This window comes from Bacteroides sp. (genome assembly GCF_030151085.1).
In the GTDB taxonomy this organism is placed as follows: domain Bacteria; phylum Bacteroidota; class Bacteroidia; order Bacteroidales; family Bacteroidaceae; genus Bacteroides.
The window spans coordinates 51,016-76,479 of the sequence record NZ_JASLER010000044.1 but is presented as its reverse complement, the minus strand read 5'-3'; the positions used below and the strand labels follow the sequence as shown (position 1 = coordinate 76,479).

General features: G+C 39.8%; 23 protein-coding genes. 7 read left to right on the top strand and 16 right to left on the bottom strand.

Going from position 1 to position 25,464, the window contains the following annotated elements; genetic code table 11:
- Positions 1–21: 21 nt before the first annotated feature.
- On the bottom strand, positions 22–1,440 hold the full coding sequence (gene ahcY, locus Q1W14_RS08310) for an adenosylhomocysteinase (RefSeq protein WP_300700624.1): 1,419 nt from the start codon (positions 1,438–1,440) through the stop codon (positions 22–24).
- A gap of 175 nt (positions 1,441–1,615) precedes the next feature.
- Here ahcY and Q1W14_RS08305 point away from each other — a divergent pair, with 175 nt between their 5' ends.
- Positions 1,616–3,193, top strand: a complete 1,578-nt coding sequence (locus Q1W14_RS08305; RefSeq protein WP_300700622.1) for an ATP-binding protein — start codon at positions 1,616–1,618, stop codon at positions 3,191–3,193.
- 44 nt (positions 3,194–3,237) lie between these two features.
- Here the strand turns inward: Q1W14_RS08305 and Q1W14_RS08300 are convergent, their stop codons facing one another.
- The 7 genes from Q1W14_RS08300 to Q1W14_RS08270 form a co-directional block, all read right to left on the bottom strand.
- Positions 3,238–4,884, bottom strand: a complete 1,647-nt coding sequence (locus Q1W14_RS08300) for an AMP-binding protein (protein WP_300700621.1) — start codon at positions 4,882–4,884, stop codon at positions 3,238–3,240.
- A gap of 118 nt (positions 4,885–5,002) precedes the next feature.
- Complete coding sequence (locus tag Q1W14_RS08295; RefSeq protein ID WP_300700619.1) at positions 5,003–5,578, bottom strand: XRE family transcriptional regulator; 576 nt, start codon at positions 5,576–5,578, stop codon at positions 5,003–5,005.
- A 128-nt stretch (positions 5,579–5,706) separates the two neighbouring features.
- Complete coding sequence (locus Q1W14_RS08290) at positions 5,707–6,195, bottom strand: hypothetical protein (RefSeq protein WP_300700618.1); 489 nt, start codon at positions 6,193–6,195, stop codon at positions 5,707–5,709.
- Between the two features lies 1 nt (position 6,196).
- On the bottom strand, positions 6,197–8,392 hold the full coding sequence (locus tag Q1W14_RS08285; RefSeq protein ID WP_300700617.1) for a peptidase domain-containing ABC transporter: 2,196 nt from the start codon (positions 8,390–8,392) through the stop codon (positions 6,197–6,199).
- Positions 8,389–10,707 (bottom strand): outer membrane beta-barrel family protein, encoded by a 2,319-nt coding sequence (locus Q1W14_RS08280; protein WP_300700615.1) that lies wholly within the window; start codon positions 10,705–10,707, stop codon positions 8,389–8,391. Before Q1W14_RS08280 ends, Q1W14_RS08285 begins: the two co-directional genes overlap by 4 nt.
- An 83-nt stretch (positions 10,708–10,790) precedes the next feature.
- Entirely contained in the window at positions 10,791–10,925 is a 135-nt protein-coding gene (locus tag Q1W14_RS08275) for a hypothetical protein (protein WP_300700612.1), read from the bottom strand.
- A gap of 153 nt (positions 10,926–11,078) precedes the next feature.
- The gene (locus Q1W14_RS08270; RefSeq protein ID WP_300700610.1) at positions 11,079–11,213 is read right to left on the bottom strand and encodes a bacteriocin; all 135 of its coding nucleotides are present in this window, start codon (positions 11,211–11,213) and stop codon (positions 11,079–11,081) included.
- A gap of 129 nt (positions 11,214–11,342) precedes the next feature.
- Between Q1W14_RS08270 and Q1W14_RS08265 the strand changes: the two genes are divergently transcribed.
- Complete coding sequence (locus tag Q1W14_RS08265; protein ID WP_300700607.1) at positions 11,343–12,725, top strand: HAMP domain-containing sensor histidine kinase; 1,383 nt, start codon at positions 11,343–11,345, stop codon at positions 12,723–12,725.
- A 14-nt stretch (positions 12,726–12,739) separates the two neighbouring features.
- Positions 12,740–13,408, top strand: a complete 669-nt coding sequence (locus tag Q1W14_RS08260; RefSeq protein ID WP_300700605.1) for a response regulator transcription factor — start codon at positions 12,740–12,742, stop codon at positions 13,406–13,408.
- Between the two features lie 421 nt (positions 13,409–13,829).
- Here the strand turns inward: Q1W14_RS08260 and Q1W14_RS08255 are convergent, their stop codons facing one another.
- The 4 genes from Q1W14_RS08255 to Q1W14_RS08240 all read right to left on the bottom strand — a co-directional run bounded on the left by Q1W14_RS08255 (position 13,830) and on the right by Q1W14_RS08240 (position 16,794).
- Positions 13,830–14,165, bottom strand: a complete 336-nt coding sequence (locus Q1W14_RS08255; protein WP_300700673.1) for an outer membrane beta-barrel protein — start codon at positions 14,163–14,165, stop codon at positions 13,830–13,832.
- Positions 14,117–14,959, bottom strand: a complete 843-nt coding sequence (locus Q1W14_RS08250) for a carboxypeptidase-like regulatory domain-containing protein (RefSeq protein WP_300700603.1) — start codon at positions 14,957–14,959, stop codon at positions 14,117–14,119. The genes Q1W14_RS08255 and Q1W14_RS08250 overlap by 49 nt, the downstream gene beginning before the upstream one ends.
- A 635-nt stretch (positions 14,960–15,594) precedes the next feature.
- Positions 15,595–16,083 carry a DUF4251 domain-containing protein gene (locus Q1W14_RS08245; RefSeq protein ID WP_300700602.1) on the bottom strand — a complete coding sequence of 163 codons (489 nt, stop codon included), beginning with the start codon at positions 16,081–16,083 and terminating at the stop codon, positions 15,595–15,597.
- A 51-nt stretch (positions 16,084–16,134) separates the two neighbouring features.
- Positions 16,135–16,794, bottom strand: a complete 660-nt coding sequence (locus Q1W14_RS08240) for a trans-aconitate 2-methyltransferase (protein ID WP_300700601.1) — start codon at positions 16,792–16,794, stop codon at positions 16,135–16,137.
- Positions 16,795–16,947: 153 nt separating this feature from the next.
- Between Q1W14_RS08240 and Q1W14_RS08235 the strand changes: the two genes are divergently transcribed.
- Positions 16,948–17,481: a GNAT family N-acetyltransferase gene (locus Q1W14_RS08235; RefSeq protein ID WP_300700599.1), complete on the top strand. Its 534-nt coding sequence runs from the start codon at positions 16,948–16,950 to the stop codon at positions 17,479–17,481.
- Positions 17,482–17,567: 86 nt separating this feature from the next.
- Here Q1W14_RS08235 and rpsO read toward each other — a convergent pair whose 3' ends face one another.
- Complete coding sequence (gene rpsO / locus Q1W14_RS08230; protein WP_300700596.1) at positions 17,568–17,837, bottom strand: 30S ribosomal protein S15; 270 nt, start codon at positions 17,835–17,837, stop codon at positions 17,568–17,570.
- A 155-nt stretch (positions 17,838–17,992) separates the two neighbouring features.
- Between rpsO and typA the strand changes: the two genes are divergently transcribed.
- On the top strand, positions 17,993–19,792 hold the full coding sequence (typA, locus tag Q1W14_RS08225) for a translational GTPase TypA (protein ID WP_300700595.1): 1,800 nt from the start codon (positions 17,993–17,995) through the stop codon (positions 19,790–19,792).
- A gap of 74 nt (positions 19,793–19,866) precedes the next feature.
- Here typA and Q1W14_RS08220 read toward each other — a convergent pair whose 3' ends face one another.
- Both Q1W14_RS08220 and pckA read right to left on the bottom strand, forming a co-directional pair.
- Positions 19,867–20,514 carry a nitroreductase family protein gene (locus tag Q1W14_RS08220; RefSeq protein WP_300700592.1) on the bottom strand — a complete coding sequence of 216 codons (648 nt, stop codon included), beginning with the start codon at positions 20,512–20,514 and terminating at the stop codon, positions 19,867–19,869.
- Between the two features lie 198 nt (positions 20,515–20,712).
- On the bottom strand, positions 20,713–22,320 hold the full coding sequence (pckA, locus tag Q1W14_RS08215) for a phosphoenolpyruvate carboxykinase (ATP) (protein ID WP_300700590.1): 1,608 nt from the start codon (positions 22,318–22,320) through the stop codon (positions 20,713–20,715).
- Between the two features lie 322 nt (positions 22,321–22,642).
- Here pckA and upp point away from each other — a divergent pair, with 322 nt between their 5' ends.
- Positions 22,643–23,302: a uracil phosphoribosyltransferase gene (gene upp / locus Q1W14_RS08210; RefSeq protein ID WP_300700588.1), complete on the top strand. Its 660-nt coding sequence runs from the start codon at positions 22,643–22,645 to the stop codon at positions 23,300–23,302.
- 149 nt (positions 23,303–23,451) lie between these two features.
- Here upp and Q1W14_RS08205 read toward each other — a convergent pair whose 3' ends face one another.
- Positions 23,452–24,045, bottom strand: a complete 594-nt coding sequence (locus Q1W14_RS08205; RefSeq protein ID WP_300700585.1) for a hypothetical protein — start codon at positions 24,043–24,045, stop codon at positions 23,452–23,454.
- Positions 24,046–24,191: 146 nt separating this feature from the next.
- On the opposite strand from Q1W14_RS08205, the gene Q1W14_RS08200 reads away from it, so the two are divergent.
- Entirely contained in the window at positions 24,192–25,400 is a 1,209-nt protein-coding gene (locus Q1W14_RS08200; RefSeq protein WP_300700582.1) for a HAMP domain-containing sensor histidine kinase, read from the top strand.
- The last annotated feature ends 64 nt before the right edge of the window (positions 25,401–25,464 follow it).

Genomic DNA, 25,464 nt, shown 5'->3' with positions numbered 1-25,464 from the left:
AATTGTAAATCGTCCGATCCTTTAATAACGATAGTGGTCGGCTTTGTACGGTCCATCTACGTTTACACCGATGTATGCAGCCTGTTCAGAAGTCAGCTTCGTCAGTTTTACGCCAATCTTTTCGAGATGCAGACGGGCTACTTCTTCGTCCAGATACTTGGGCAAACGATAAACATTGGTTTCATATTTCTTGTTGAACAACTCGATTTGTGCCAATGTCTGATTTGTGAATGAGTTACTCATTACGAAAGACGGGTGACCGGTAGCACAGCCCAAGTTTACTAAACGACCGTCAGCTAACAGGATGATGCTGTGTCCGTCAGGGAAATAATAACGGTCTACTTGCGGCTTGATGTTCACGCACTTGATACCCGGGAAATGCTTGAGGGCTTCTACCTGGATCTCATTGTCGAAGTGACCGATGTTGCAAACAATGGCTTGGTCTTTCATCTTCTCCATGTGGTCGATGCGGATAATGTCAATATTGCCGGTAGTAGTTACAAAGATATTGCCTTCTGCGCAGGCGTCTTCCATAGTGACTACTTCGAAACCTTCCATAGCAGCTTGCAAAGCACAGATAGGGTCGACTTCGGTTACCAGTACACGGGCACCGTAGGAACGCATGGAGTGCGAACAACCTTTACCTACATCACCGTAACCACAAACAACAACTACTTTACCGGCAATCATTACGTCGGTAGCACGTTTAATACCATCTGCCAAAGACTCACGGCAACCGTAGAGGTTATCAAATTTAGATTTGGTTACCGAGTCATTCACATTGAATGCTGGGAACAGCAATTTGCCTTCTTCCTGCATTTGATACAGACGGTGTACACCGGTAGTGGTTTCTTCCGAAACACCACGTACTTCGGTTGCTACACGATGCCAGCGGTCGCTATCTTTAGCCAGAACCTGTTTAAGGATGGCGTTCAACTCTATTTCATCTTCGGCATGTACTTCCTTGTCCAGTACGGCAGCGTTGTTTTCGGCATCGTAGCCTACGTGTATCATCATGGTAGCATCTCCTCCATCATCCACGATAACTGTGGGACCTTTACCGCCGGCAAAGTTCAGGGCTTGAAGTGTACACCACCAATAATCGGCTAACGTTTCACCTTTCCAGGCAAAAACTGCTACTCCGCTGGCAGCAATGGCAGCAGCGGCATGGTCTTGAGTAGAGTATATATTGCAGGAACACCAGCGTACTTCTGCGCCCAGTGCCACAAGGGTTTCGATTAATACCGCAGTTTGGATAGTCATGTGCAGTGAGCCCATGATACGAGCACCTTTCAACGGTTTTGTTTCTCCATACTTTTCGCGAAGAGCCATGAGGCCGGGCATTTCTTTTTCTGCCAGATCGATTTCCTTGCGACCGAAGTCGGCAAGCGTAATATCTGCCACTTTGTAAGGCAGAGTAGAGAATAATTCTTTAGACATAAATGTTTGATTTTAATTAAAAAGTGGTGCAAAGATAGAACATTCTGATTAGTAGGGCAAAAGCTTTGTCATTTTTTAAATAAAAGTAAAAACAAATGTTGATGCAATCATTTTTTACAGTATATTTGTAGCCACGATAATTGTAAAATATGATCAGACTCTATCATTTATTGAAATGGGCGATTACAGGAACAAGACAAAAGAAGAGTTATTGGACATCATCTACCATCTGGAACAAAAATTAGAAAGATGCTCCATTCAGGATAATCCTTGTGAGAATAATTCGCAAGGACAATTCCGTGAACGATATGCTCGGGAGATATTGGAGACAATTCCTGATATGATAACTGTATTTGATTATGATGCGAATTGTGTAGCATTAGTTTCTGCTCCCGGTACTAATCATATTGAAGGTCTTTCCAATGAAGGTTTGTGTTGTTCCAAACTTGAAGATATCGTGACGGGAGATGCTTATGACGTCATCTTTGCCAATATGGAAGAAGTGAAACGTACGAAAGAAACACATACCGCCCAGCACTCTTTAATATTCGAAGGTGAATTGCACTATTTTGATAACAGAATTTGTCCGTTAGGAGATCAATATTTGTTATGTGTATGCCAAGATGTAACAAGAAGGGTTAAATCGGAATTTGAAAGTGCAAAACAACAACAAGAGATCGTCCGCTTAAATTCTATAATGGGCGCAATCCTGGATAATATTCCTGTTTATCTGTTTGTTAAGGACGCCAAGGATGATTTCCGTTATTTGTATTGGAACAAAGACTTCGTTAAACACTCCGGTATATCGGCTGAAAAAGCTGTAGGGCATACCGATTTTGAAATATTCCCCGATTCAGCAGACAGAGAGAGGTTCCGCAAAGACGATCTTGAGACGCAGAGACTCGGCTTCAAAGAATTTGAAGAGGTTTATACAAGTGCAAACGGTGATAAACGGATTGTACATACTTCAAAACTGATGGCGGATTCTCCGAATGGCGATTCATACCTGATAGGCATTTCATGGGATATAACAGGTTTGAAGCAAACGGAAAAAGAACTGATAGCTGCACGGGAGCGAGCCGAAGAATCGGATCGATTGAAATCTGCTTTTCTTGCTAATATGAGCCATGAGATACGTACTCCGTTGAATGCTATTGTCGGTTTCTCCAGATTGGTAATTAATCCGGGAGATGAGACTGAGAAAGAAGAATATAGCTATATCATAGAAAAGAACTCTGAGTTGCTGCTGAATTTGTTCAACGATATAATTGACCTTTCTTCATTGGAAGCCGGGGTGATGGACTTATCAAAAGAAGAGATTAATTTATATACCATTTTCACGAAAGAGTATAATCAGTTCTATAAAAAGACGGCGAAAGGCGTTCAACTGAAGCTCGATGAAGTAGAACGGAACTTGTGTATTGTTAGTGATAAAATTCGCTTGACTCAAATCTTGACGAACTTATTGAGCAATGCCATAAAGTTTACTGTTTCCGGAGAGATACATTTTGGTTGTCAGTTGCGGGGTGATGTGGTGCAATTTTATGTGAAAGATAGTGGAATTGGCATTGCCGCCAACCGAATTGCAACTATATTCCAGCGCTTTGGTAAGGTTGATAACTTTGCACAAGGAACCGGTCTCGGACTGACCATCTGTAGAATGTTGGTGGAACTTATGGGCGGACGTATTTGGGCACGATCTACCGAAGGGGTAGGTACCGCATTTTATTTTACGTTGCCACTTAGTGTTTAATTCCCCTCACTCCCTTGAAAGGGACCGAGGGGTGAGAGAACTTCTTATATAATATCTATTCCCTGTTCTTTGCAAATCTGCAATCCCAGGTCTTTCAATCTGAACTTTTGTATCTTACCGCTTCCGGTCATTGGGAATTCTTCTACAAAGAAGATGTATTTAGGTATTTTATAACGTGATATTTTACCCGTGCAGAAGTCGCGTACATCGGACTCGTGTATATCTACACCTTCATGCAGGATGATGAATGCGCCGACTTCTTCTCCGTACTTCTTCGAGGGAATACCGGCTACTTGTACATCTTTTACTCCAGTCAGTTGGTAAAGGAATTCTTCTATTTCACGGGGATAAATGTTTTCACCGCCACGGATAATCATATCTTTTATACGTCCTGTAATGCGATAGTTGCCATCTTCATCTTTTACTCCTAAGTCTCCGGAATGCAGGAAATTGTTTTTATCAATAACTTCGGCAGTTGCTTGCGGATTCTTATAATACCCTTTCATTGTATTATATCCACGATTACACATTTCACCTTGCATGCCGATAGGACATTCTTCGCCGGTTTCAGGATCGATTACTCTGACTTCCGTGTGTTCAAAATCATACCCCACTGTATTGCAACGAGCATCAAACGGGTCTTCAATACGGGTGGCGGTCATTCCGGGCGAAGCTTCTGTCAGTCCGTAGACGCTGGTAACCTTCATAAACATCTTTTCTTCCACCTTTTTCATCAGCTCTACCGGACAGAGGGAACCTGCCATGATGCCTGTGCGCAGGCTAGACATATCGAACATATCGAACATAGGATGATTCAATTCGGCAATGAACATCGTAGGTACTCCGTAGAGTGCCGTGCAACGTTCTTTGTGAATAGATGCAAGTACCACTAGCGGGTTGAAACGTTCTACTATTACTTCCGTACAACCATGTGTCAGGCAGTTCATTGTAGCAAGCACTACGCCGAAGCAGTGAAACAAGGGTACACAGACGCATAGCTTGTCGTCGGCGGTAAACTTCATGTGTTCACCGGTCAGGTAACCGTTATTGGCTATGTTGTAATGAGTCAGCATAACACCTTTCGGGAAACCGGTAGTACCGGAAGTATATTGCATGTTGACTACATCGTGGCAATCGACTTGGCTCTTGAGTTCGTCCAGGCGGCTGTCTTTTACATTATCGCCCAGCAGTAGTATTTCGGTGGTATTATACATGCCCCGATGTTTCTCCTGCCCCACATAGATCACATTTTTCATATACGGGAAACGTTCACTTTTCAGATGTCCGCGTTGGCAGGTTTTAAGTTCGGGAAGCATGTTGTAGGTCATCTGTACAAAATCACTATCCTTTTCGCCATTGACGATACAAAGAGTGTGCATATCAGAGTTCTCACACAGATATTCAAGTTCCGCCTGTTTGTAGTTTGTGTTTACAGTTACATATACGGCTCCTATCTTGGCGCAAGCATATAGCAACGTCAACCAGTCCGGTACATTTGCAGCCCAAATGCCGACGTGTGTTCCCCGTTCCACACCAATGGCGATGAGACCTTTTGCCATATCGTCTACCCGACGGTTGAATTGGCTCCAAGTGAAGCGCAGATTGCGATCAGAATAAACGATATATTCTTTATCGGGCGTAGTTTCTGCCCAGTGCTCCAACCATTGGCCGAGCGTTCTTTCGTATAACATTTAAATGAAGAATTAAGAATTAAGAATTAAGGATGAGCGAAAATGAAAAATGAAGAATATCAGTAGCGATGTTGTGCCGCATGGTAATTCTTCATTCTTCATTTTCGTTCTTCATTTATTAAATTGGTGTATAAATTACTGCAAGTATTTTTGCCGCTTGTCCTTCGTAAGCATGTACGTGATGTGGGACAATAGAGTCATAATAAATACTATCTCCTTCTTCGAGCAGATAAGAGCTTTTGCCATAGCTGATTTCCATGATGCCTTCCATAACCATGATGAATTCTTCTCCTTCGTGTGATGAAAGCACGAAATCACTGTCTTGGGTAGGCGCAACATCAATGATGAATGGCTCCATGTGGCGATCTGCTTTAGACTTGGAGAGAGAATGATATTCCATGTGTTTACGGCTTTGGATAGCATTGTTGGAGAAGCTGATGCTGTCTTGAGCTTCCGATTTGCGGCATACTACCGGACCGGTTTCATCCTGATCGTCCAGGAAAGTACCGAGACGTACACCAAGCACACGCGCAATCTTGATAAGCGGTGCCAGCGATGGCAGGTCAATGTTATTTTCTATGCGTTCGATCTGCTCGATGGCAAGTCCCGAACGTTGTGCCAATTCTTCTATGCCAATAGATTGGCTCTCGCGGAGCGCCTTAATCTTTTCTCCTACAATCTTACTTGTATCCATAATGAAAGTATTTTCAGTCTAAAGGTTATGATTTATAGTTGTTAAGTCGCAAAAATAAGATAAACTTTCACTAAGTGCAACAATCTGAAGAGAAAAGTTTGGTTTTGATGTATAAAACAAAGATGTGCTTAGTCAGTGAAGGAATGTATTCCTATAATTCTTTCTATGAGAGATTCTTTCTTTATTTCTATAGTTGCTTTCAGATGGCATTCTCCTAGAGATTTTATATTGATCTTCCTGTTGGTTGATTCTTCATCTACTAATATTTCTTTTTCAAGCTTTTGGCCATTTTCTGTTATTACGATAGTATTTATTTCATCTGATAAAAAGCCTTTTGTTAATAATCTATTTTGATTATAGATTTTTACAATACATCCTTTGTGGATTGGCGTTTCTATTACTTCGGAAATAGACTGGATATAAATTTTCATATAACCTTGTTTGTTTCTGGCTATGGCGTCAGCTGATACCGTTGTTGGCATCTTGATTATACAGCTTGAAATGAATAAAATAATAATGATTCCAAGGATACAAATATTGCCCATCCTAATAATTATAGGTGGTATTTTACCCATTAAAGTTCTTACCTTTTCACTCTTTATCTCCACCTTCTCCATATCAGTTTCCTAATTCTAATTGATTTCTGATTAGATTATAATAGTAACCTTTCAACTTTACTAATTCGTTATGTTTTCCACTTTCAATGATTTCACCATTATGTAATACCAATATTCTATCTGCATTCATTACCGTACTTAATCTGTGTGCTACAATTACTACTGTACGTTCTTTAATAAATTTATCAAGGTTATTGGTTATTATTTTTTCGTTAGTTGCATCTAATGCATTTGTTGCTTCATCCAAGAATAGATACTGTGGCATTTTATATACAGCGCGGGCAATTAATATCCGTTGCTTCTGACCTTGACTTAATCCTCGGCCTTCAATTCCTATTATAGTGTTCAGTTTTAAGGGAAGGCTGTTGATGAAATCTTCAAGGTTAGCGACTTGTATAGCATAGATAAGTTTGCTTTCATCTATATTGTCGTCAGATGTTGCTATGTTTTTTGCAATGGTATCCGAAAAAATATATCCATCTTGCATGACAACTCCACAATGTTGTCGCCAAGTCTCGGTATTTATTTCATCTATATTTTGATTTCCAATCTTTATATATCCATTTTTAGCTTTGTAGTATTGCAAAAGTAGTTTTATTAAAGTCGTTTTGCCACTGCCACTTGCACCAACTATGGCAATACTGCTTTTTTGTGGGATATCTATATTGATATTCTTTAAAACGTCTTGATTGCTTCCATTATATCTAAAAGAAACATTTTTAATTGAAATGTTTTTTGACCCCGTAACAGTTACCTCTTTTCGATCTGTATTCTCATCTTTTTTTTGTTTAATATCAGCTATTCTTGCCATGCTAATTCTGGTGTCTTGTACATTGTAAATGAATTGAGCTATTTGTTCAATAGGAAGATTCAATTGCCCTATAATATATTGTATAGCCAGCATTACTCCCAAAGTCAAATTGGAGTTTATTACAGCATATGCCGCGATGAAGGAAATTAGAATGTCCTTCACTTCATTAATGAAGACACTTCCGGTTCGTTGAGCTTGTTTCAGCTTTAAATTAGCTATGTTGATTTCAAATAATTTTGCTTGTATGTCTTCCCACTCCCATCTCATTCTCTGAGCACATCCTTGTAATTTTATTTCTTGCATCCCTTGGATGAGTTGGTAGGTTTTATTGTCATTAATAGCTCTTTGTTCGAACATCTGGTAATCCAGTATTTTCCTTTTACGCATAAAAACCAGCAACCAGCATATATACGCAAAACTACCGGTAGCGAAAATTATGAATATACTAATATTGAACCAATAGAGTACTCCATCGAATATAAGAATATTCATAAACGCATACGAAATGGTTAGCAATTGATTTGTAACAAATGATTCGACCCGCTTATGGTCTTCAAAGCGTTGTAGTATGTCTCCGGTGAGTTTTGAGTCAAAGAAACTTATTGGTAACTTCATTAACTTTGATAAAAAGTCTGAAAGCATAGAAATGTTTACTCTGGTTCCTATATGCAATAGAATCCAGTTTTCTATAAAACCGGCACACATCTTGCCGATTAACAAAGCCAATTGAGCAATTAATACAATAGTAATGAAATTCAGATTTTTTTCTTCTATACCGACATCGACTATGGATTTGGTTAGGAAAGGGAAAAAAAGTTGGACTATGCTCCCAATAATTAACCCTATGAAAAGTTGGCAGAAGTATTTCTTATACTTCAGGAAGTAGGGCCATAATATTTTAAAGTCAACTCCTTTGTCTTTCTCTTTTGTAGCTATAGATTTGAAGTTAGCTTTTTTCTCAATAATAAGGGCAATCCCTTTATCACAATTGGTTGTATTGGTTGCATACCAATTAGCGGTAAAATCCTCTTGATTATATTTTAAACATCCAATGCCGGGATCTGCGATATAAAAGAATGTGTCTTTCTTTTTTTTCTTTATTTTATACAGTATCACATAATGCTCTTGATTCCAATAGAGTATACACGGCAAAGGCGCTTTCTCAGTCAATCGTTCTAATGAAAGTCTTCCCCCGATTGTTGAGAAACCAATTTCTTCTAACGTTGCCGAAATTTTTGATAATGATACTCCTTCTCGTGAAGGAGTACAGATATCTTTTAAATAGCTTAAAGGTAGTTGTTGCCCATAATAAGATGAAATCATCTTTATACAAGCAACGCCACAATCCATTGAGTCGTGTTGAATACAGATTGGAAACTTTTTCATCGTGAAATTCTTTCTATTTCTGTTTGGTTACTAGTACTTTTTTTGAATTTGCCTTTGAAGTTATTAAAGTTGAATTTGACTGTCATTCCAAACATTCTACTATCTAAGTTCGCTATTTGCCCATTTTCGACATAGCCATACTTTGAATTAGTTTTCCCATTGGCTTTATGCAGTATATCATTACCGAATATCATTAAGTCGATTTTTCCATTCAATAATCTAAGGTTGACACCTGCTGTCAAAGAGTATGTTGGTGAAAATACAGTGTTTATATAACTGTATTTATTGCTCCCCATAAAATTACAAAAGAGGAATGTTGTAGGATTAACCAGATATGTGTTTATACTAACCAGTTGAATTTGAGGCTTGTCATTCGATATTTCTTGATCTCTATAATTGAATTTGATGAATGTTTTCTTTAGGTCAGCTACTATATTTGAATTGAATCGACCTATTGATAAGTTATAAGTTGCATTGAGATATATGGATTGGGCTTTATGGATATTTGTAGGACTGTTGTATAAAATGTTATCTTTATTAGGTTCCATAACGTAAGCGACTAGGTTTTTCGTTAATACATATCCGATACTGATACTTAGCTTTTTCCATGCAGTTCCATTAACTTCGATAGTATGGTTCAATGTGGGTTTCAGTGATGGGGTACCGTGCTCATAAAGTACAGAACTTAAATAATTTACTGTTGGGTCCAGTTCATAAAATCCCGGTCTCTTAACCTTGCTTGTATAATTGAGGTTAAGTTGCAGGTTCTCATCCTTGTCATAGTTGACAGTCAATGAGGGAAATATGTTGAACATGTATTTAGGTTTATCATATATGGGGATATTGTTATTGAAATACTTTCCTTTATTGAGTTCTAGTCTAGCTCCCGCCTCTAAGGTGAATTTTGAAAAATGGGTAGAAAACACGCCATAGGCGGCAATATTTTCTTCTCTCATATCAGAACGGTCACTGCTGTTTTGAATGTCCGATTTTGCTTGGCTGTCTATAGATGAATAACGCAATCCGGAAGAAAAAGCGTATTTATTTATTTGTTTTTGATATTCTGCTCTAATAACGGTAACATTGAATCTTGACCAATTCTTTAAATTTGTATATTTAATATTGCTGGTATCGAAGATAGAGTTCACATCTTCTAATGAGTTGTTATGTTTATAAGTATAATCACCATAAAAGTTTAGAGAACTATTGTCGTCTATGTACATATTGTAACTTATATTTGCAGTATGACTATAGCTTCTTGTTTGACCTATGCGTTTAACATCAAATTCTATATTTTGAAGATTATCTTTGATATTTTCCGTGCCGTTGACTTTTCCTTTTTGTACATCATAATCAAGAAAATACTGGATGTCAAGGTTGTCTTTTTTTCTCGTAGCAATATTGGAACCGAATGTCAGGTTATGAGATTTAATATTTTCTTTCATCCTGCTTTTATAGGAGTTATTTTGGAAATCCCCTCCATACACCAAGTTTTGGAACGATTCAGCTATATCTGTATTACGGCTATCTTTGAACTTGTACGATAAATGTTTTTTAATCTTCTCAGAATTATAAATGAGATTCATGGTTTCGCTGTGGTTGTAGTTCTTATTGAAAGCCGAACCTTGTATGACTTGTGCAGTAAGGTGGTCTGCCATATCATTCTTGGTTAGGATATGTATGATGCTTTGATATTCAGCATTGTATTGGGCGGATGGATTTCTATCTACTGTGATTTTCTTTATCATTTCAGGGCGTAGGTTTGCTATTTCGCTTTCTTGTTTGACCTCTTTTCCATTAATTAGAATCAGAGGTTTTCCCTTGCCGATTACCATAATATTATTACCAGAGATATGTATTCCCGGAACGAATGCCAATACATCCATTCCTGAAGGCAAGCGAGATAACTGAGAATTTGCTACATTACACACAATATTTCCTTTTTCGGAAGTTATTAAAGGTTTACTGGCAGTAATGACAATTTGATCCAAATTTATCCCTTCATTTAATTTGATTTGGGGATATATCTGTGAAGAATTAATTTCTATGTTTTTATTGTAGGTAGAATATCCTATAGCTGAAACTCGTAGTGTATATGTTCCGGGAGGAACTTTAAATGCATAATCTCCTTCTGTTCCGGTAACTCCTCCTGAAATAATGGAGTCTTGCTTGTCAAGTAACGTAATTGTAGCATAAGCTATAGGGGTATTATTCGTGTCTGTGACAATGCCTTTTAAAGTATTATTGCTGATTTGTGCATTAAGAGATGCATGCATGCTTATTGCAATAAGCAAAAAAAATAGTTTCACTCTCATATTAATTTATTTAAATTTTCCTATCTGCCGCTTAGCAGCAGATAGGAAAATATTTAGGCTAAAATCTCTGTCGAGTATGTAATTTAAATTTCGACTGTAATCTCGTAGCTGCTGCCATCTGCATTGGTCTTCTTAAACGTAACTTTAATACCACCCAATAATTCGTCCATTTCTGAAGACAATTGATCTTCTTTTTCAAAAACATTTTTGTTTTCCATTTTACTTTTTGTTATTAATTTACCTACTCTTAAGCTTTTCGGTATACGCTCTCACAATTTGTACAGTCGGAGTTCTGCATTATCTGGTCAGACTAACGCGCGTTTTGCCTGAATGAATAATCAATTTTAGGTATGTGTGGAGATGTGTGCCTTTTATTCGTGCTCTTCTTCTCCTAAGTCGAAAGTTTCGATCCAATGCCATGTCCCTTCGACTAATACCCATCTACCGCCGCCTTTTATTTGTGACATCTCTTCTTCTGATAGCTTTTCTGTTTTTGTAGTATTCATATACATCTTTTTGTTTGATGTTGCAAAGGAAACGCTTTATTTCGAGCGCATTTATAATGAAAATATAATCTTTTTGTAATTATTCTCTGCTGGATTGATTATCTTTGCAGTGCTATCCTGATTATGAAAATGAAGAAATATTATTATATAGCCATCATTGCCGCATTTGCAACAGTCTTTCTACAAACGATTTACGTGATAAGTTTGTATAATCAATATTTTGATGAAAATATAATCAGGATTAATGATGCACTGCATGTGGCTATAGATAAAGAGATGCATTTACGCTCGCTGGAAAGGGAGGGGAAGAAAACTAGAGAACACCAATATCTATATATAAAATCAATAGATGATATGTCTCCTCAGGAAAGAGACAGCCTGCAGCGTTTGTCACCGATAGGTAATGGATACATATACAATATTGATGCTGCAAGAAAGAAGGGGATAGGAACTACTGCATCTGATTTGATAATGCAAGTGGGACAAGACGAACTGTTGAAAGATGGTTTTTCTTTACATCTGAAAGTTCTCGATAGTATATTCGTTAAAACTGTTGATGTCGATTGCCGACATCGCGTTCTTCTTTATAATGAGAATAAAGAGTTGGTGGAGACTACAGGTGATTTGGGTGATAAGAAGCCGAATTTTACTTCCGCAGATTTTCGAATAGGGACAAAAGGCTTGCAGTGTTTGCGGATTGAGGTGAATATTCCAATAGTTCCTTTTGTTGGACAACAAGTTTGGATATTAATTTCATCAGTATGGCTAATGTTGCTTGTGATACTTTGCTTATCTTATCAGTTGATTACTATACGACGAAAAGATGCTTTGCTTCATAAGCGCGAAGATAGCATTAACGGTACTATACATGATTTGAAAGCTCCTCTCAACAGTGTTTTGGCTACTTTGGGGTGGTTGCAATCGGATGAAACTAATTTGCCCAAGAAGAAAGCGGTGGAGATTAGTAGGGCAGAGGTAAGGCATTTAGTATGTAATATTGAATCGCTATTGGTAACTGTGCGGAAGGACAGAAAAAGGTTGATACTGAAGAAGGAAGAAATTGATATCTTGCACTTGACGGAGATGGTGAAACATAGTATGGATGCACTTTATCGTGCCAAGCCACATACTATTGAAATAGTGGATGAATTACCTGTAGGGGTAAAAGTTATTGCCGATGGGCTGTACATCGAAAATGTTATCAGAAACCTAATGGAAAATGCTTTGAAGTATTCCGATGATGGGGTAAAGGTGAAGGTTACTTTGTCCATTGTGAATAGTATGCTGCGAGTATCCGTACAAGACAATGGCTGGGGCATTGCTCCAAAATATCAGCAAAAACTGTTTCGTCAGTTCTATCAAGTACCCAGAGGCGAGGAGCGAATTTGTAAAGGCTATGGCATAGGTCTTGCTCAATCGAAATATATTATAGACGAACACAAGGGAAAGATCAAAGTGGAAAGTGCCAAAGAGAAAGGCAGTATATTTACATTCACTATTCCCCTTGTCTGAATGAAGAACCGATTATGAATAAAATTAAAGTATTGTTTGTGGACGATGATGTGGCATTGGGGAACATCATCACCTTGGCATTGGAGGCTGCGGACTACGAAACGCATTATCAGACTTCCTTGGCAGGTATCAAGGAGGTAGTGAAAGAGTGGCAACCGGACATCATGGTGCTTGATGTGGAGATTGGTACCAAGAACGGTATTGATGCTGTTCCGGAACTGAGGCTGATTGCACCGGAAACTCCTGTTTTGTTCGTTTCATCGCATGTGGAGGCTGCAAGTGTGGTCAAGGCGCTGGAGGTAGGAGCAGTCACTTATCTGAAGAAACCTTTCGAGATTGCAGAGTTGCTGGCATATATTAACAGGTTTGCAGATTCGTTTCATCCGAAAGGAATTGAAATTGGTATGTTTCATCTGTGTGCCGAGGAAAGTCTGCTGATGAAGGGGAATGAAGCAGTGAAAAAACTTAGTGCTTTTGAGTGCAAACTACTTAAACTGTTGGCGCTGAATTTAGCTACTGTAGTGACTCGCCAGCAAATAGAACAGGAGCTATGGGAAGGAACTCCCGGTAGCGAACAAAGCCTGAACAACTACATAGCTAAACTCAGAAAATACTTATCCGAAGACAAGCAACTTGAATTGCTGACTATTCCGAAGGTGGGGTATAAGCTATCTTCATTTTGACACTTTGTATTTCTATAACGCTTAGAATGATGAGTTTCCGTATAGATGCCTGCTACAACAAAAATACGCAAACGAAAATCGGTAAGTGTTAGATTCTGACTGTAATATCGAAATGCTTACATCTCTGTTAGAATAAAATCCTTCTCAAAAAGTACTTTTATAGGAGTGAAAGGTGACACTTATAGGAGTGTTACCCGTAAGTAGTAAGTCTTTTACCCGTATGTAGTAACCATATCACCTATAAGTAGTAACCATATCACTCGTAAGTAGTAACCCTTTTCTGCATAAATGGCTTGGAAAAGTGAGAAGATATGCAAAAAGAACGCATTGTTATTCTCTCTTTATTCAGACAATGTTCCGGAAGAGGTGTTTCTTTGAAAGTGTGTGTTGGCAAAAAAACTTATATAGTGTCATTGTGATATTAAATTCCATCGTATTCGTGTCTTTGTAGTAAAAATCGCATGCGCTTGAAGTTTCCTGTGGTGAAAATAACCACGTCAGGATTCTTGTCGTACTCTTTGGTCATGAAGGCAATGGCATTGCGACGATACTGGTAGTTGAGGCTGAATTGCACCCATCGGTAAAGGATGGTGAATTGTACGTCATGATTAGTTTCGGGTGTAAGCAGTGGATTGCCGCCTTCGTAGATGAAACGGTTATTATAGCTTAGGGTGCTACGCAGTTGGAAGAAGTTGGGACGATTGCTTTTTACTGTATAGCTGAGGTTGGCTTGAGTCTTGCCAAGTGGGAAATCAATGGAGAAGCTGGGGCACCAGTCATTTGGTAGTTCAGATTGATTTGTTCGTTATGGTTGGTGCGTCTGCGTTGTGTGATTCCTGCACGGATGTTCCCGCCGAATCCATCTCCTTTACCCCGCAGGGTGCGGATGCGTACTACGGCTTTTATGGTAGCGTCGTACTCTGCTTCCGGATTGGTGATAAGCTCCACTTTGTCGATGTCGGTGGCAGAGAGGCGTTCCAATTCGGAAGGGTTCTGCAAGAGACGGTTGTCTATATATATGATGGGAGTACCTTTACCGAAGACGGTGTATCCCTCTTCGGTGGAGTGCAGTCCGGGAATGTGTTTCAGTACATCGTTGGCGTTGTTCAGGGAGGAAAGCAGAGTCTGCTGTATATTCGTTTCCAGTTTGCCACCTTTCAGCTTGAAGATGGGGCGTGCGGCGGTCACTACGGTTTCGGCAAGCATTACGGCGTCGGTTTCAAGTATATATAGTCCGGTGCCTCCGGTCTTGCAAGGGCGGCAAAGAGTTTTGTAGCCGATGGATGAAATTTGAAGCAGATACCCTTCACTGTCAGGAGGAACGATTTCAAAACTCCCGTCGCTGTGGCTGCATGTGCCTTGTATAAAAGTGGAATCCGGCGACAAGAGGGTGATGTTGGCAAACTCTAAAGGTTGTTTCTCTTCTGTCAGGACTTTGCCACGGATGGAGGATGTTACCGGGTTGTTAGGGGACTGTACTGGGCTATTCTGTGCTTTTGTCGGGTTGATACCGGCTAAAAGTAGTGTAAGAATACATATAAACTGTTTCATGTTTCGGTAGTTGTTTAATTTCAGGATACGAAGGTATCGGCTTCACTGGAAAGAGCGGGAAACAAGTACCTGATAACTTCCTGACATTTGTCTGACATTACCCTGACAATCGTTTTTCCTAATTCTTTTTCGGGGCAACCACACTAAAATAAACTTATTTTAGTGTGATTATGAGCAAAATGGAAATTCAGTTTATTTCTGTATTTGAGAAATCAAAGAGATAATGTTTAAATTAAATCAAGTTCTCTTTCTTATGAACCATCTTTCGTCAGAGTATCTTCTGAATAGGGTATTTCTCCGACACCGAGAAAGGGAGGGTTCGGCACCGAGGAACCCCTTGCTCGACACCGAGGAACAAGCCCTTCCTCGGTATCGAAAAAAACAAGGATAAGCATGACTGTTTGGAATGTAACGTATTTGCACTATTTTCAACTTTTTCCTCATTGGAACGAAGGTGATAATTTATTATTTAGTTCATAACTGGTGGGAAATACACAAAACTCCCCGTGGGAAGTATAAGTCTTGCTTAATATGAGTTTCTAATGTAGAAAAGATAACTATTGATTATTTCTTGTATCATACCAGCGGTTTAGTAGATTTGGCTTCTACGCGAATTCAAAAAGTAAGGTGCAGCTCTATCTCTCAACTTCCATATCTCCGGTATAAGAGATGGATTGCCTATTGGATGCCTGCACGTGTATGGTAGTCGAACCGTTGGGATAGATTGTCAGGCTGTACTCATAATTGTCTCCTTCGCTACGGGTCTTAAAATCTATCTGCGTTTTACCTTTTTTGAGTTCTTTGGTTTTGTACCCGGTTATTGGTTCGCTGAATACGAGACCTTTGCCACCGCCGTAAGGTACATTGTAAGCTACGCCGAAGTAGGGCAGGTAAGAATAGACAGAATCATTCCTGACTTGTAGGGAGTAGTTAGTGGTCAGCGTGCGGCTTCCCCCTCTCATGGGCTGCATACGGTCCACGTTGATCTTGTACGTTTGGGAGTCAATGGCTTCCTTTACGGCACGTTCAATTTGTGCTTTCTTCTCATTCCGGCTTTGGGCGGTAGCCGGCACTATTGCGATCATGCAGATCAGCCCCAACAGAATCAGTTTACTTGTTTTCATTATTCACATGTTTAGGTTTTTATTTCAAATCCGTAGGCACGTCCCTTAATCTTATTTCTTTTGGGCAATGAAAATCATATCCGTTAAGAAGCTTCCGTCTTGTTCCGGATACCTTTTCTTTTGCAAATCTACTATTTTGAATCCGGATTCTTCCAGGCATCCGGCAATAAAATTCTCTTGATGATAATATACATATACTCTGTTTATTCCGCTGAAGCTGGTTGTCTCATATCCTGACTTAGCGTAATCATCCTCCATTGTACTGATATATAAAACACCTCCCGGTTCTAAAAGTTGTGAGATATTTGATATAAGTTCCCTGCTGTCTTCTTTAGAAAGATAAGGTAAACAGAATGCACACATGATGCCTTTGAACTTCCGTCCTATCTTGTGAATTTCCCGACAGTCCATTACGTCAAATTCTCCTTGGGGATTATTTTGCCTTGCCAATTCTATCATTTGGGGTGCCAGGTCTATTCCGGAAACTTTGAAGTCAGGGCGTCGGGATAGCAGATATTTGGTTACATTTCCGGGACCTGTGCCTATTTCCAGAATAGAAGGAGCAGATCCTTTCACTAATTCGCAGAACCGGTCATAAGTGTCGTCGTATAAGTCCATCAGCATGAATTTATCCTGATAGCTTTGTGCAGACAAGTCATAGGTCTGTATGGTTTCTGCAGTTTTGTTGCCGGTTGTGGTTTTGTTCCTCATAGGTGGGATTGTATTTCTGTTTTAGATTTTGTATGTTGATTTGCTTGGGCTTTTTGAGGGATTTTACAAAGATAAAAATTGTGTTTTGAGTATTAGTCTTATTTACGTATTTTTGTACAGGAATGAAGCTTTACCTAATAAAATAATCCCTGTATGATATACATTGAAACTCCCCGCCTGCTATTGCGTGATTGGGAAGAAGAAGACTTAAAACCATTTTCGGAGATGAATCAAGATCCATTAGTCATGGAGTTCTTTCTGAAAAAGCTGACTGATGCAGAGTCTTTGGATTTCTATAATAGAATTATAAACGAGTTTGCTCAATGTGGCTATGGTCTATATGCCGTTGAGCGAAAAGAAGACCATGCCTTTATCGGATATACCGGATTCCATAATATCGCCTTCGATGTGGATTTTGCTCCGGGTGTTGAAATAGGCTGGAGGTTGAAGCAAGAGTATTGGAACCGCGGATATGCTACCGAAGCTGCCGGGGCTTGTCTGAAGTATGCCAGTGAACATCTTCCGTTTACTACAATCTATTCTTTTACTTCTTTACCCAATAAGCGCTCCGAACGAGTGATGCAGAAGATAGGTATGCAGAAAGTGAAGGAATTTCCGCATCCTTCAGTGCCTGATGACCATCCGTTAAAAGAACACGTATTATACGGGATTAATCTACAAATGTAAGTCTAATCAGGTTTTTGCTGCACAAAAAAAGCGGGAAGTTTTCGAAAGAAAACTCCCCGCTTTTTAATGCTTTTGCCGCAAGTATATTACTTACGCAAGCCAAGTTCTTTGACGATAGCACGGTATCTGTTGATATCGCGGTCTTTCAAGTAAGTAAGCAACGCACGGCGTTTACCTACTAACATAGTCAAAGCTCTTTCAGTACTATAATCCTTTCTGTTGAGCTTAAGGTGCTCAGTCAGATGGGCAATACGGTAGGAAAACAAAGCTATCTGAGACTCAGCTGATCCAGTATCAGAGTTAGACTTCCCGTGTTTGCCGAAGATTTCTTGCTTTTTAGCAGCGTCTAAATACATAATGTTTAATTAAAAAGTTGTTATAAATATTCCCTTTTGGGGTTGCAAAGATAGGGATTATCTTTTATATCGCAATGATATACAGCTTTTTTTCTTCTCTATACTATATATTTAATGCAAAATTCGTACCTTTGCCGCCAAATAATAGGTATTATATGCAAAATATTAGAAACATTGCAATTATCGCCCATGTTGACCATGGGAAAACGACGCTCGTAGACAAGATGCTTTTGGCCGGAAATCTGTTCCGTGAGAACCAAAGCACAGGTGAATTAATGCTGGATAACAACGATTTGGAACGTGAACGAGGAATAACGATTCTTTCAAAGAACGTTTCAATTTCTTATAAAGATACCAAGATTAATATTATTGATACTCCGGGTCACAGTGACTTCGGTGGTGAAGTAGAACGTGTGTTGAATATGGCAGACGGATGTATCTTATTGGTAGATGCTTTTGAAGGTCCTATGCCGCAAACCCGTTTCGTGTTGCAGAAAGCTTTGCAGATTGGTTTGAAGCCCATCGTTGTAGTAAACAAGGTAGATAAACCTAACTGCCGTCCCGAAGAAGTTTATGAAATGGTGTTCGACTTGATGTTCAGCCTGGAAGCTACCGAAGATCAATTGGACTTCCCCGTGGTATACGGTTCGGCCAAGAACAACTGGATGAGTACTGACTGGCAAAAGCCTACCGATAACATCTACTCATTGCTGGATTGCATTATAGAAAATATCCCTGCTCCTACGCAGTTGGAAGGTACTCCGCAAATGCTAATAACTTCATTAGATTATTCTTCATATACCGGTCGTATTGCCGTAGGTCGTGTACATCGTGGTACGCTCAGAGAAGGCATGAATGTATCTTTGGCTAAGCGTGACGGCAAAATGGTCCGCTCTAAGATTAAGGAATTGCATACATTCGAAGGTATGGGACGTGTGAAAGTGTCCGAAGTATCTTCAGGCGATATATGTGCGTTGGTAGGTATCGATGGATTTGAGATTGGTGACACTATCTGTGATTTTGAAAATCCGGAAGCATTGCCACCTATCGCTATCGACGAACCGACTATGAGCATGTTGTTTACTATCAATGATTCTCCTTTTTATGGTAAAGAAGGTAAGTTCGTTACTTCTCGCCACATCCATGACCGTCTGATGAAGGAATTGGATAAAAACCTTGCCCTACGTGTACGTAAGAGTGAAGAAGATGGTAAATGGGTTGTTTCGGGCCGTGGTGTACTCCACTTGTCGGTATTGATCGAGACTATGCGCCGCGAAGGTTACGAGTTGCAGGTTGGCCAGCCGCAGGTTATTTTCAAGGAAATTGATGGTGTAAAAAATGAGCCTATTGAAGAGCTTACCATTAATGTTCCCGAAGAATATGCCAGCAAAATGATTGATATGGTAACTCGTCGTAAGGGTGAAATGGTGAAGATGGAAAGTGCAGGCGAACGTGTAAACCTCGAATTCGATATGCCGTCACGTGGTATTATCGGTCTGCGTACCAATGTACTGACTGCATCTGCCGGTGAAGCTATCATGGCACACCGCTTCAAAGAATACCAACCTTTTAAAGGTGAGATAGAGCGTCGTACCAATGGTTCTATTATTGCTATGGAGTCGGGTACAGCTTTTGCTTACGCTATTGATAAATTGCAGGATCGTGGTAAATTCTTTGTCTTCCCGCAAGAAGAAGTTTATGCCGGACAAGTAGTAGGTGAACACTCTCACGATAATGATCTTGTGGTGAATGTTACCAAGTCTAAGAAGTTGACCAATATGCGTGCTTCCGGTTCCGACGATAAAGCTCGTTTGATTCCTCCCGTACAATTCTCTTTGGAAGAAGCATTGGAGTACATTAAGGAAGACGAGTATGTAGAAGTTACGCCGAAGTCTATGCGTATGCGCAAAGTTATTCTGGATGAAACAGAGCGTAAGCGTGCGAATAAGAATTGATTTTTTGCATATATTATAAAAAAGGAGTGCCTTGCAAAAGCGAGGCACTCCTTTTTTATTGCTATTCCTTATAATTAATCTATGAACCTGATTTTTGCGGCATTTCTAGGTTTTGCATCCGGTGTTTCATCAGGATATCCGAAAGCGATGCAGTAAAGCAGCTGATAACCTTCTGGAATATCCAGCCTCTTCAAGTATTCGGCAGCACCGGGAGAAGACATCATAAATCGGGTAGGCCCACCGAGACAACAGGAACCGATGCCCATAGACCATGCGGAAAGAATCATATTCTCACCCAACAATCCACAATCAATTTGCGATAAGTCATACGATAGGTCGTTGGCTATAAATATTACGGTAGAAGCATTGCGGAACATATTTTTGAAGTTCGGATCTTTCGTAGCATCCGGATTCTCCTTCTTATATACCTCAGTAATGCCGTTGATGAACTCCGGATTATCTACTACACGTATTTCCCAGGACTGTTTGTTTTGTCCGTTTGGAGCATTGATGCCACAATCAAGGATAATTTGCATTGTATCACGATTGACAGCTTGTGGTTTATATTTGCGGATGCTACGTCGTGACATTATGTTTTCTATCACAGCATTTTCTTTACTTCCATTTACATCGGTAGCTGTACTCTCTTTTTGTACTTGTGTGCCGCATCCACAGCACAATAACAGGCTGGCGCCTACTAACATCAGTTTGATACTTTTCATATTGCTTTATTGGGTTATGGTTTCTGCAAATCTAATAAAACTTTCGGATTATTGAGGTATACATTCTCATTATATAATCCTGTTGTTGAGTTTATCTGCAATTGTGATATTTTGCAATGCTTTTGCTGACTTCAGAAAAAGAAGAAGGTGCCTCTCGAAAGAGGCACCTTCTTACATGTATAACTGGTTTTATGCAAATTATAATTTCGGACCAGCAGCAACCAAAGCTTTACCAGCTTCAGTTCCAGTGAACTTAGAGAAGTTCTTGATGAAACGGCCAGCCAAGTCTTTTGCTTTTTCTTCCCATTGACAAGCACATTCGTAAGTGTCACGAGGATCAAGGATCTTCGGATCAACACCCGGCAATGCAGTCGGAACAACGAAATCGAAGAAAGGAATAACCTTAGTAGGAGCCTTGTCGATAGAACCGTCAAGGATAGCGTCGATGATACCACGAGTATCTTTGATAGAGATACGCTTGCCGCTACCATTCCAACCAGTGTTAACCAAGTATGCCTTAGCACCAACCTTCTGCATCTTCTTAACCAATTCTTCTGCATATTTAGTAGGATGCAAGCTCAAGAAAGCAGCACCGAAGCAAGCAGAGAATGTAGGAGTCGGTTCAGTGATACCACGTTCTGTTCCAGCCAACTTAGCAGTGAAACCAGACAGGAAGTAATACTGAGCTTGTTCTGGGTTCAGGATAGATACCGGAGGCAATACACCAAAGGCATCAGCTGACAAGAAGATTACTTGGTGAGCGTGAGGACCTTTAGAGATAGGCTTAACGATATTGTCAATGTGATAGATAGGATAAGAAACACGAGTGTTTTCAGTTGCGCTCTTATCTGCGAAGTCAATCTTACCAGCAGCGTCAACGATTACGTTCTCTAACAGAGCGTCACGTTTGATAGCAGCGTAGATATCCGGTTCGCTTTCTTTATCCAAGTTGATAGTCTTAGCATAGCAACCACCTTCGTAGTTGAATACACCTTCGTCATCCCATCCGTGTTCGTCATCACCGATCAACTTACGTTTCGGGTCAGTAGACAAAGTAGTCTTACCTGTACCAGACAGACCGAAGAAGATAGCAGAGTCAGTGCCTTCCATGTTAGTGTTAGCAGAGCAGTGCATAGAAGCGATACCACGAAGAGGGTTCATGTAGTTCATGATAGAGAACATACCTTTCTTCATTTCACCACCGTACCAAGTATTCAAGATAACTTGTTCTTTAGTCTTCAGGTTAAATACTGTAGCAGTTTCAGAGTTCAGACCCAGTTCTTTGTAGTTGTCAACTTTTGCTTTAGAAGCGTTGAAACATACGAAATCAGGTTCTCCGTAAGCAGCAAGTTCTTCAGCAGTCGGGCGGATGAACATGTTAGTTACGAAATGAGCTTGCCAAGCAACCTCTACAATGAAACGAACTTTCATGCGAGTAGCCTCGTTAGCACCACAGAAAGTATCAACAACGAACAAACGTTTGCCGCTCAATTCCTTAACAGCTTTAGCTTTCAAGTCATTCCAAGCTTCTTCAGTACAAGGTTTGTTGTCGTTTTTGTATTCTTCAGAAGTCCACCATACAGAATCCTTGCTGGCTTCATTCATTACGAAAAATTTATCTTTAGGAGAACGACCTGTGTAAACACCTGTCATTACGTTTACAGCACCCAGTTCAGTTACTTGACCTTTTTCGAAGCCTTCCAGACACGGTTTGGTCTCTTCAGCGAACAATACATCATAAGACGGGTTGTGGATGATTTCCTTTACGTCTTTGATACCGTACTTGCTTAAATCTAAATTTGCCATTTCTTTTAAGATTTTTAAATTGGTATTTGGTTTATAATCTCTTTTCTTATCTCTTTTTACCTTTCGTAAGGGGGAAAATCAGTATTAAGAATTCTCTTTTTTCACTGCCTTTTAGTAGGCCCCTTGTTTTTCGCCTACAAAAGTAATACTTTCTTTTGAAAGACGAACTTCATTACAGAAATTTTTCTTTAATGGGAAATCTTTTATAAAAAGGTAACAATATCTGCAAACTGAACGTTGCAAATTTAAAGGAAATCGCTTCCTTTGTATTCGCTTTTCATAAATGAGCAATAACTAAAACATATTAACTTGATAATAAACAATGAAGATTGTCAATTTTGCTGAGACTAATTCTGTCTTGAACCAGTACGTAGCGGAGATTCGTGATGTAGCAGTCCAGGGCGACCGTATGCGATTCCGTCGGAATATTGAGCGTATCGGAGAGATAATGGCGTATGAGATGAGTAAGGAACTGACTTACTCCGTGAAGCAGGTACAGACCCCTTTGGGGATCGCACCGGTTAGTACATCCGATAATGATGTAGTGATTGCTACTGTTTTCCGTGCCGGATTGCCTTTGCATACCGGTTTCCTGAATGTATTCGATCGTGCCGGAAATGCTTTTGTTTCTGCATATCGTTATTATAAAGATAAAGAGTGCCGTGTGGTAGATGTGCATATTGAGTATATCGCGACTCCCGATCTGACTAATAAGACTTTAATGTTGGTCGATCCGATGCTTGCCACCGGCGAGAGTATGGAACTTGCTTGGCGAGGCTTTCTGACGAAAGGTATACCTGCCAAGCTGCAAATAGCTTGTGTTATTGCTAGCCAGCAGGGAGTAGATCACTTGGCGAAGCTCTTTCCTGATGATGAGGTGACTTTGTGGTGTGCAGCTATTGATCCTGATATGAACGAGCACTCATACATTGTACCCGGATTGGGTGATGCGGGAGATTTGGCGTTTGGAGATAAGATATAGTATCAACTGATTTTATCCCATTTGTCAAACACTGGTGTTCCGCTTGTCAGGCACCAGTGTTTGTCACGATAAACACCAGCCTTTGTCGCGATACACGCCAGTGTCTGACAAGCGGAACACCAGTGTCTGACAAATGACTTATACCGCCGTTAATTGTTCTTTCTGTAGTTACGTTTAATGATAGTAACATCGTAGAAGCTATTATTTGCCAATAACAGGTCTTCTTCATCGAAAGGACGGAGTTTGTACCAGAAATAAGTATCAGCAGAGGCAGTCAATAAGCCAAACATTCCCATATAAAATACGATTGCATTTCCTGTGCAAAAACCGTGAATGGTAGGTAATAATCCTAGTAATATGCCAGGTAATAATAAGGCAACCCGGTAATATTTCAAAGTAATAGGGCAAGTCAGATAGAATCCGACTCCAGTTAAACTGCCTTGCCAACGCAGTGATTTTCTATTCTTTCCGCTGAACCAATAAAGAACACCAGTCTGAATTAACATATAAACAAGGGCAAGTAGTAGTAAAAATAAGATGAATCCTCCGTCTTTGAACTGTTTGCCGATGGTGCCCATTCTATATCCTATATTATAGGAAGAAAACTCGTCCCATACATAGACAAACAAGCAAGTGCCTGCTATTAATAAGATAAAGAAGTATATCAATCCTCTGATGTTAATTGATTTTGCTGATAATTTTACTTCTACACCATCGGGGTGACTAATGTTTTCCGTATCCATATTTTTGTTTCTATTAAGTTATTCTATTGATTTGTATGCTGCAAAGATAGGGAAGTATTGAAAGGTAGAAGGTTATCAGAATGTTATCTTTATGTTAAGACGGAAGGAAAAGATTGCTTATATTTGCCCAAAATACCGTGTGCTTGATGAAAAAATCATATTATATACTTCTTACAGTTACAGCGACCGCCGTCGTCCTGTTTATGATGGGCAACTGGATAGGGCGTAACTTCAAGATGAACAAGCAACAAGTGATGCGAAACATACATGAAGCTTACTGCCACGCTACAGATACGTATGAAGCTGATAGCACGAAGGTGCTTTCTGATCTTTTCCGTAGTGAATTGGATGAAGTAGGGTTGCTGCGTATTAAGTTCCGGTTGGATACTGTATCTCTAGTGAGTGATTCGGTGGCTTTGAAACAAGACTTGCGGTATTTTTCCGATTATCAGAAGTTACTTGATAATCATTATACTTTTGCATGCCCTATTAATAATACGCAAGGTGTTCGTGCCCGTATCTTGAACTTCCGTGCCGAATTTGTCGGTAAATTGCTCTACAATTTCTTTGGGACAATATTAGCTTTGGGCGTATTACTATTTTGTATTCGCAAACAGGTGGATATTATCCATCGGCAGGATGAACTGGCACGAATACGAGAGGATTTCTCTTATGCAATGATCCACGACATGAAGAATCCTATCAGTTCCATCTTGATGGGGCTCAAAGTTCTTCGTAGCGGTAAAGTAGACGATAATCCCGACAAACGTGAGAAATATTTCGAGATACTCGATACAGAGTCGCAGCACTTGTTGGCTCTTACCAATAAAGTGTTGACCATCTCCAAGCTAGAACATGGACAATTGTTGTTGGACTTGGATTTGATCCATCTTCGTCCTATGATTGATGAATTGGTGAATACTTTCACTGCCAAAGCCGAAAAGCCCATAACCTTTCAGGTTAATTTGCAGGAAGATGCCGTATATGCTGACGGAGAATATCTGAAAGAGGCATTAAGTAACTTGATAGAAAATGCTATAAAGTATTCGAAAGATACGGTGAATATAGAAATTACATCTAGCCTTTATAATCGTTTTACCCAAATCAAAGTGAAGGACAATGGTATAGGTATCCCTCTTGCCGCACAGCGAACGGTATTCGATAAGTTTGAGCGGGTAGTATCTAAATCGGGCGGAAATGCAAAGAAGATTTCCGGTTTTGGATTGGGACTTAACTACGTGATGAATGTGGCGAGAGCGCATGGTGGCTATGTCAGTGTAGAGAGCAAAGAAGGAAAGTACAGTGAGTTTACCGTATCATTGCCATTGCCTGCAAGGAGTGAAGAAGATAATTGAAGCCTCTTTTAATAAAGTAAGCAATTTGTTAGCTTAAAGAAAGTTTCCCCAATATACCTGTAAA

Coding starts and splice junctions, on each gene's coding strand:
- Q1W14_RS08205 (WP_300700585.1), bottom strand. CDS start 24,045: ATGGATACGGAAAACATTAGTCACCCCGATGGTGTAGAAGTAAAATTA.
- Q1W14_RS08275 (WP_300700612.1), bottom strand. CDS start 10,925: ATGGAAAACAAAAATGTTTTTGAAAAAGAAGATCAATTGTCTTCAGAA.
- Q1W14_RS08235 (WP_300700599.1), top strand. CDS start 16,948: ATGATATACATTGAAACTCCCCGCCTGCTATTGCGTGATTGGGAAGAA.
- Q1W14_RS08280 (WP_300700615.1), bottom strand. CDS start 10,707: ATGAGAGTGAAACTATTTTTTTTGCTTATTGCAATAAGCATGCATGCA.
- Q1W14_RS08250 (WP_300700603.1), bottom strand. CDS start 14,959: ATGAAACAGTTTATATGTATTCTTACACTACTTTTAGCCGGTATCAAC.
- rpsO (WP_300700596.1), bottom strand. CDS start 17,837: ATGTATTTAGACGCTGCTAAAAAGCAAGAAATCTTCGGCAAACACGGG.
- Q1W14_RS08300 (WP_300700621.1), bottom strand. CDS start 4,884: ATGTTATACGAAAGAACGCTCGGCCAATGGTTGGAGCACTGGGCAGAA.
- Q1W14_RS08270 (WP_300700610.1), bottom strand. CDS start 11,213: ATGAATACTACAAAAACAGAAAAGCTATCAGAAGAAGAGATGTCACAA.
- ahcY (WP_300700624.1), bottom strand. CDS start 1,440: ATGTCTAAAGAATTATTCTCTACTCTGCCTTACAAAGTGGCAGATATT.
- upp (WP_300700588.1), top strand. CDS start 22,643: ATGAAGATTGTCAATTTTGCTGAGACTAATTCTGTCTTGAACCAGTAC.
- Q1W14_RS08285 (WP_300700617.1), bottom strand. CDS start 8,392: ATGAAAAAGTTTCCAATCTGTATTCAACACGACTCAATGGATTGTGGC.
- Q1W14_RS08305 (WP_300700622.1), top strand. CDS start 1,616: ATGGGCGATTACAGGAACAAGACAAAAGAAGAGTTATTGGACATCATC.
- Q1W14_RS08220 (WP_300700592.1), bottom strand. CDS start 20,514: ATGAAAAGTATCAAACTGATGTTAGTAGGCGCCAGCCTGTTATTGTGC.
- Q1W14_RS08240 (WP_300700601.1), bottom strand. CDS start 16,794: ATGAGGAACAAAACCACAACCGGCAACAAAACTGCAGAAACCATACAG.
- Q1W14_RS08295 (WP_300700619.1), bottom strand. CDS start 5,578: ATGGATACAAGTAAGATTGTAGGAGAAAAGATTAAGGCGCTCCGCGAG.
- Q1W14_RS08265 (WP_300700607.1), top strand. CDS start 11,343: ATGAAGAAATATTATTATATAGCCATCATTGCCGCATTTGCAACAGTC.
- Q1W14_RS08260 (WP_300700605.1), top strand. CDS start 12,740: ATGAATAAAATTAAAGTATTGTTTGTGGACGATGATGTGGCATTGGGG.
- Q1W14_RS08290 (WP_300700618.1), bottom strand. CDS start 6,195: ATGGAGAAGGTGGAGATAAAGAGTGAAAAGGTAAGAACTTTAATGGGT.
- typA (WP_300700595.1), top strand. CDS start 17,993: ATGCAAAATATTAGAAACATTGCAATTATCGCCCATGTTGACCATGGG.
- pckA (WP_300700590.1), bottom strand. CDS start 22,320: ATGGCAAATTTAGATTTAAGCAAGTACGGTATCAAAGACGTAAAGGAA.
- Q1W14_RS08200 (WP_300700582.1), top strand. CDS start 24,192: ATGAAAAAATCATATTATATACTTCTTACAGTTACAGCGACCGCCGTC.
- Q1W14_RS08245 (WP_300700602.1), bottom strand. CDS start 16,083: ATGAAAACAAGTAAACTGATTCTGTTGGGGCTGATCTGCATGATCGCA.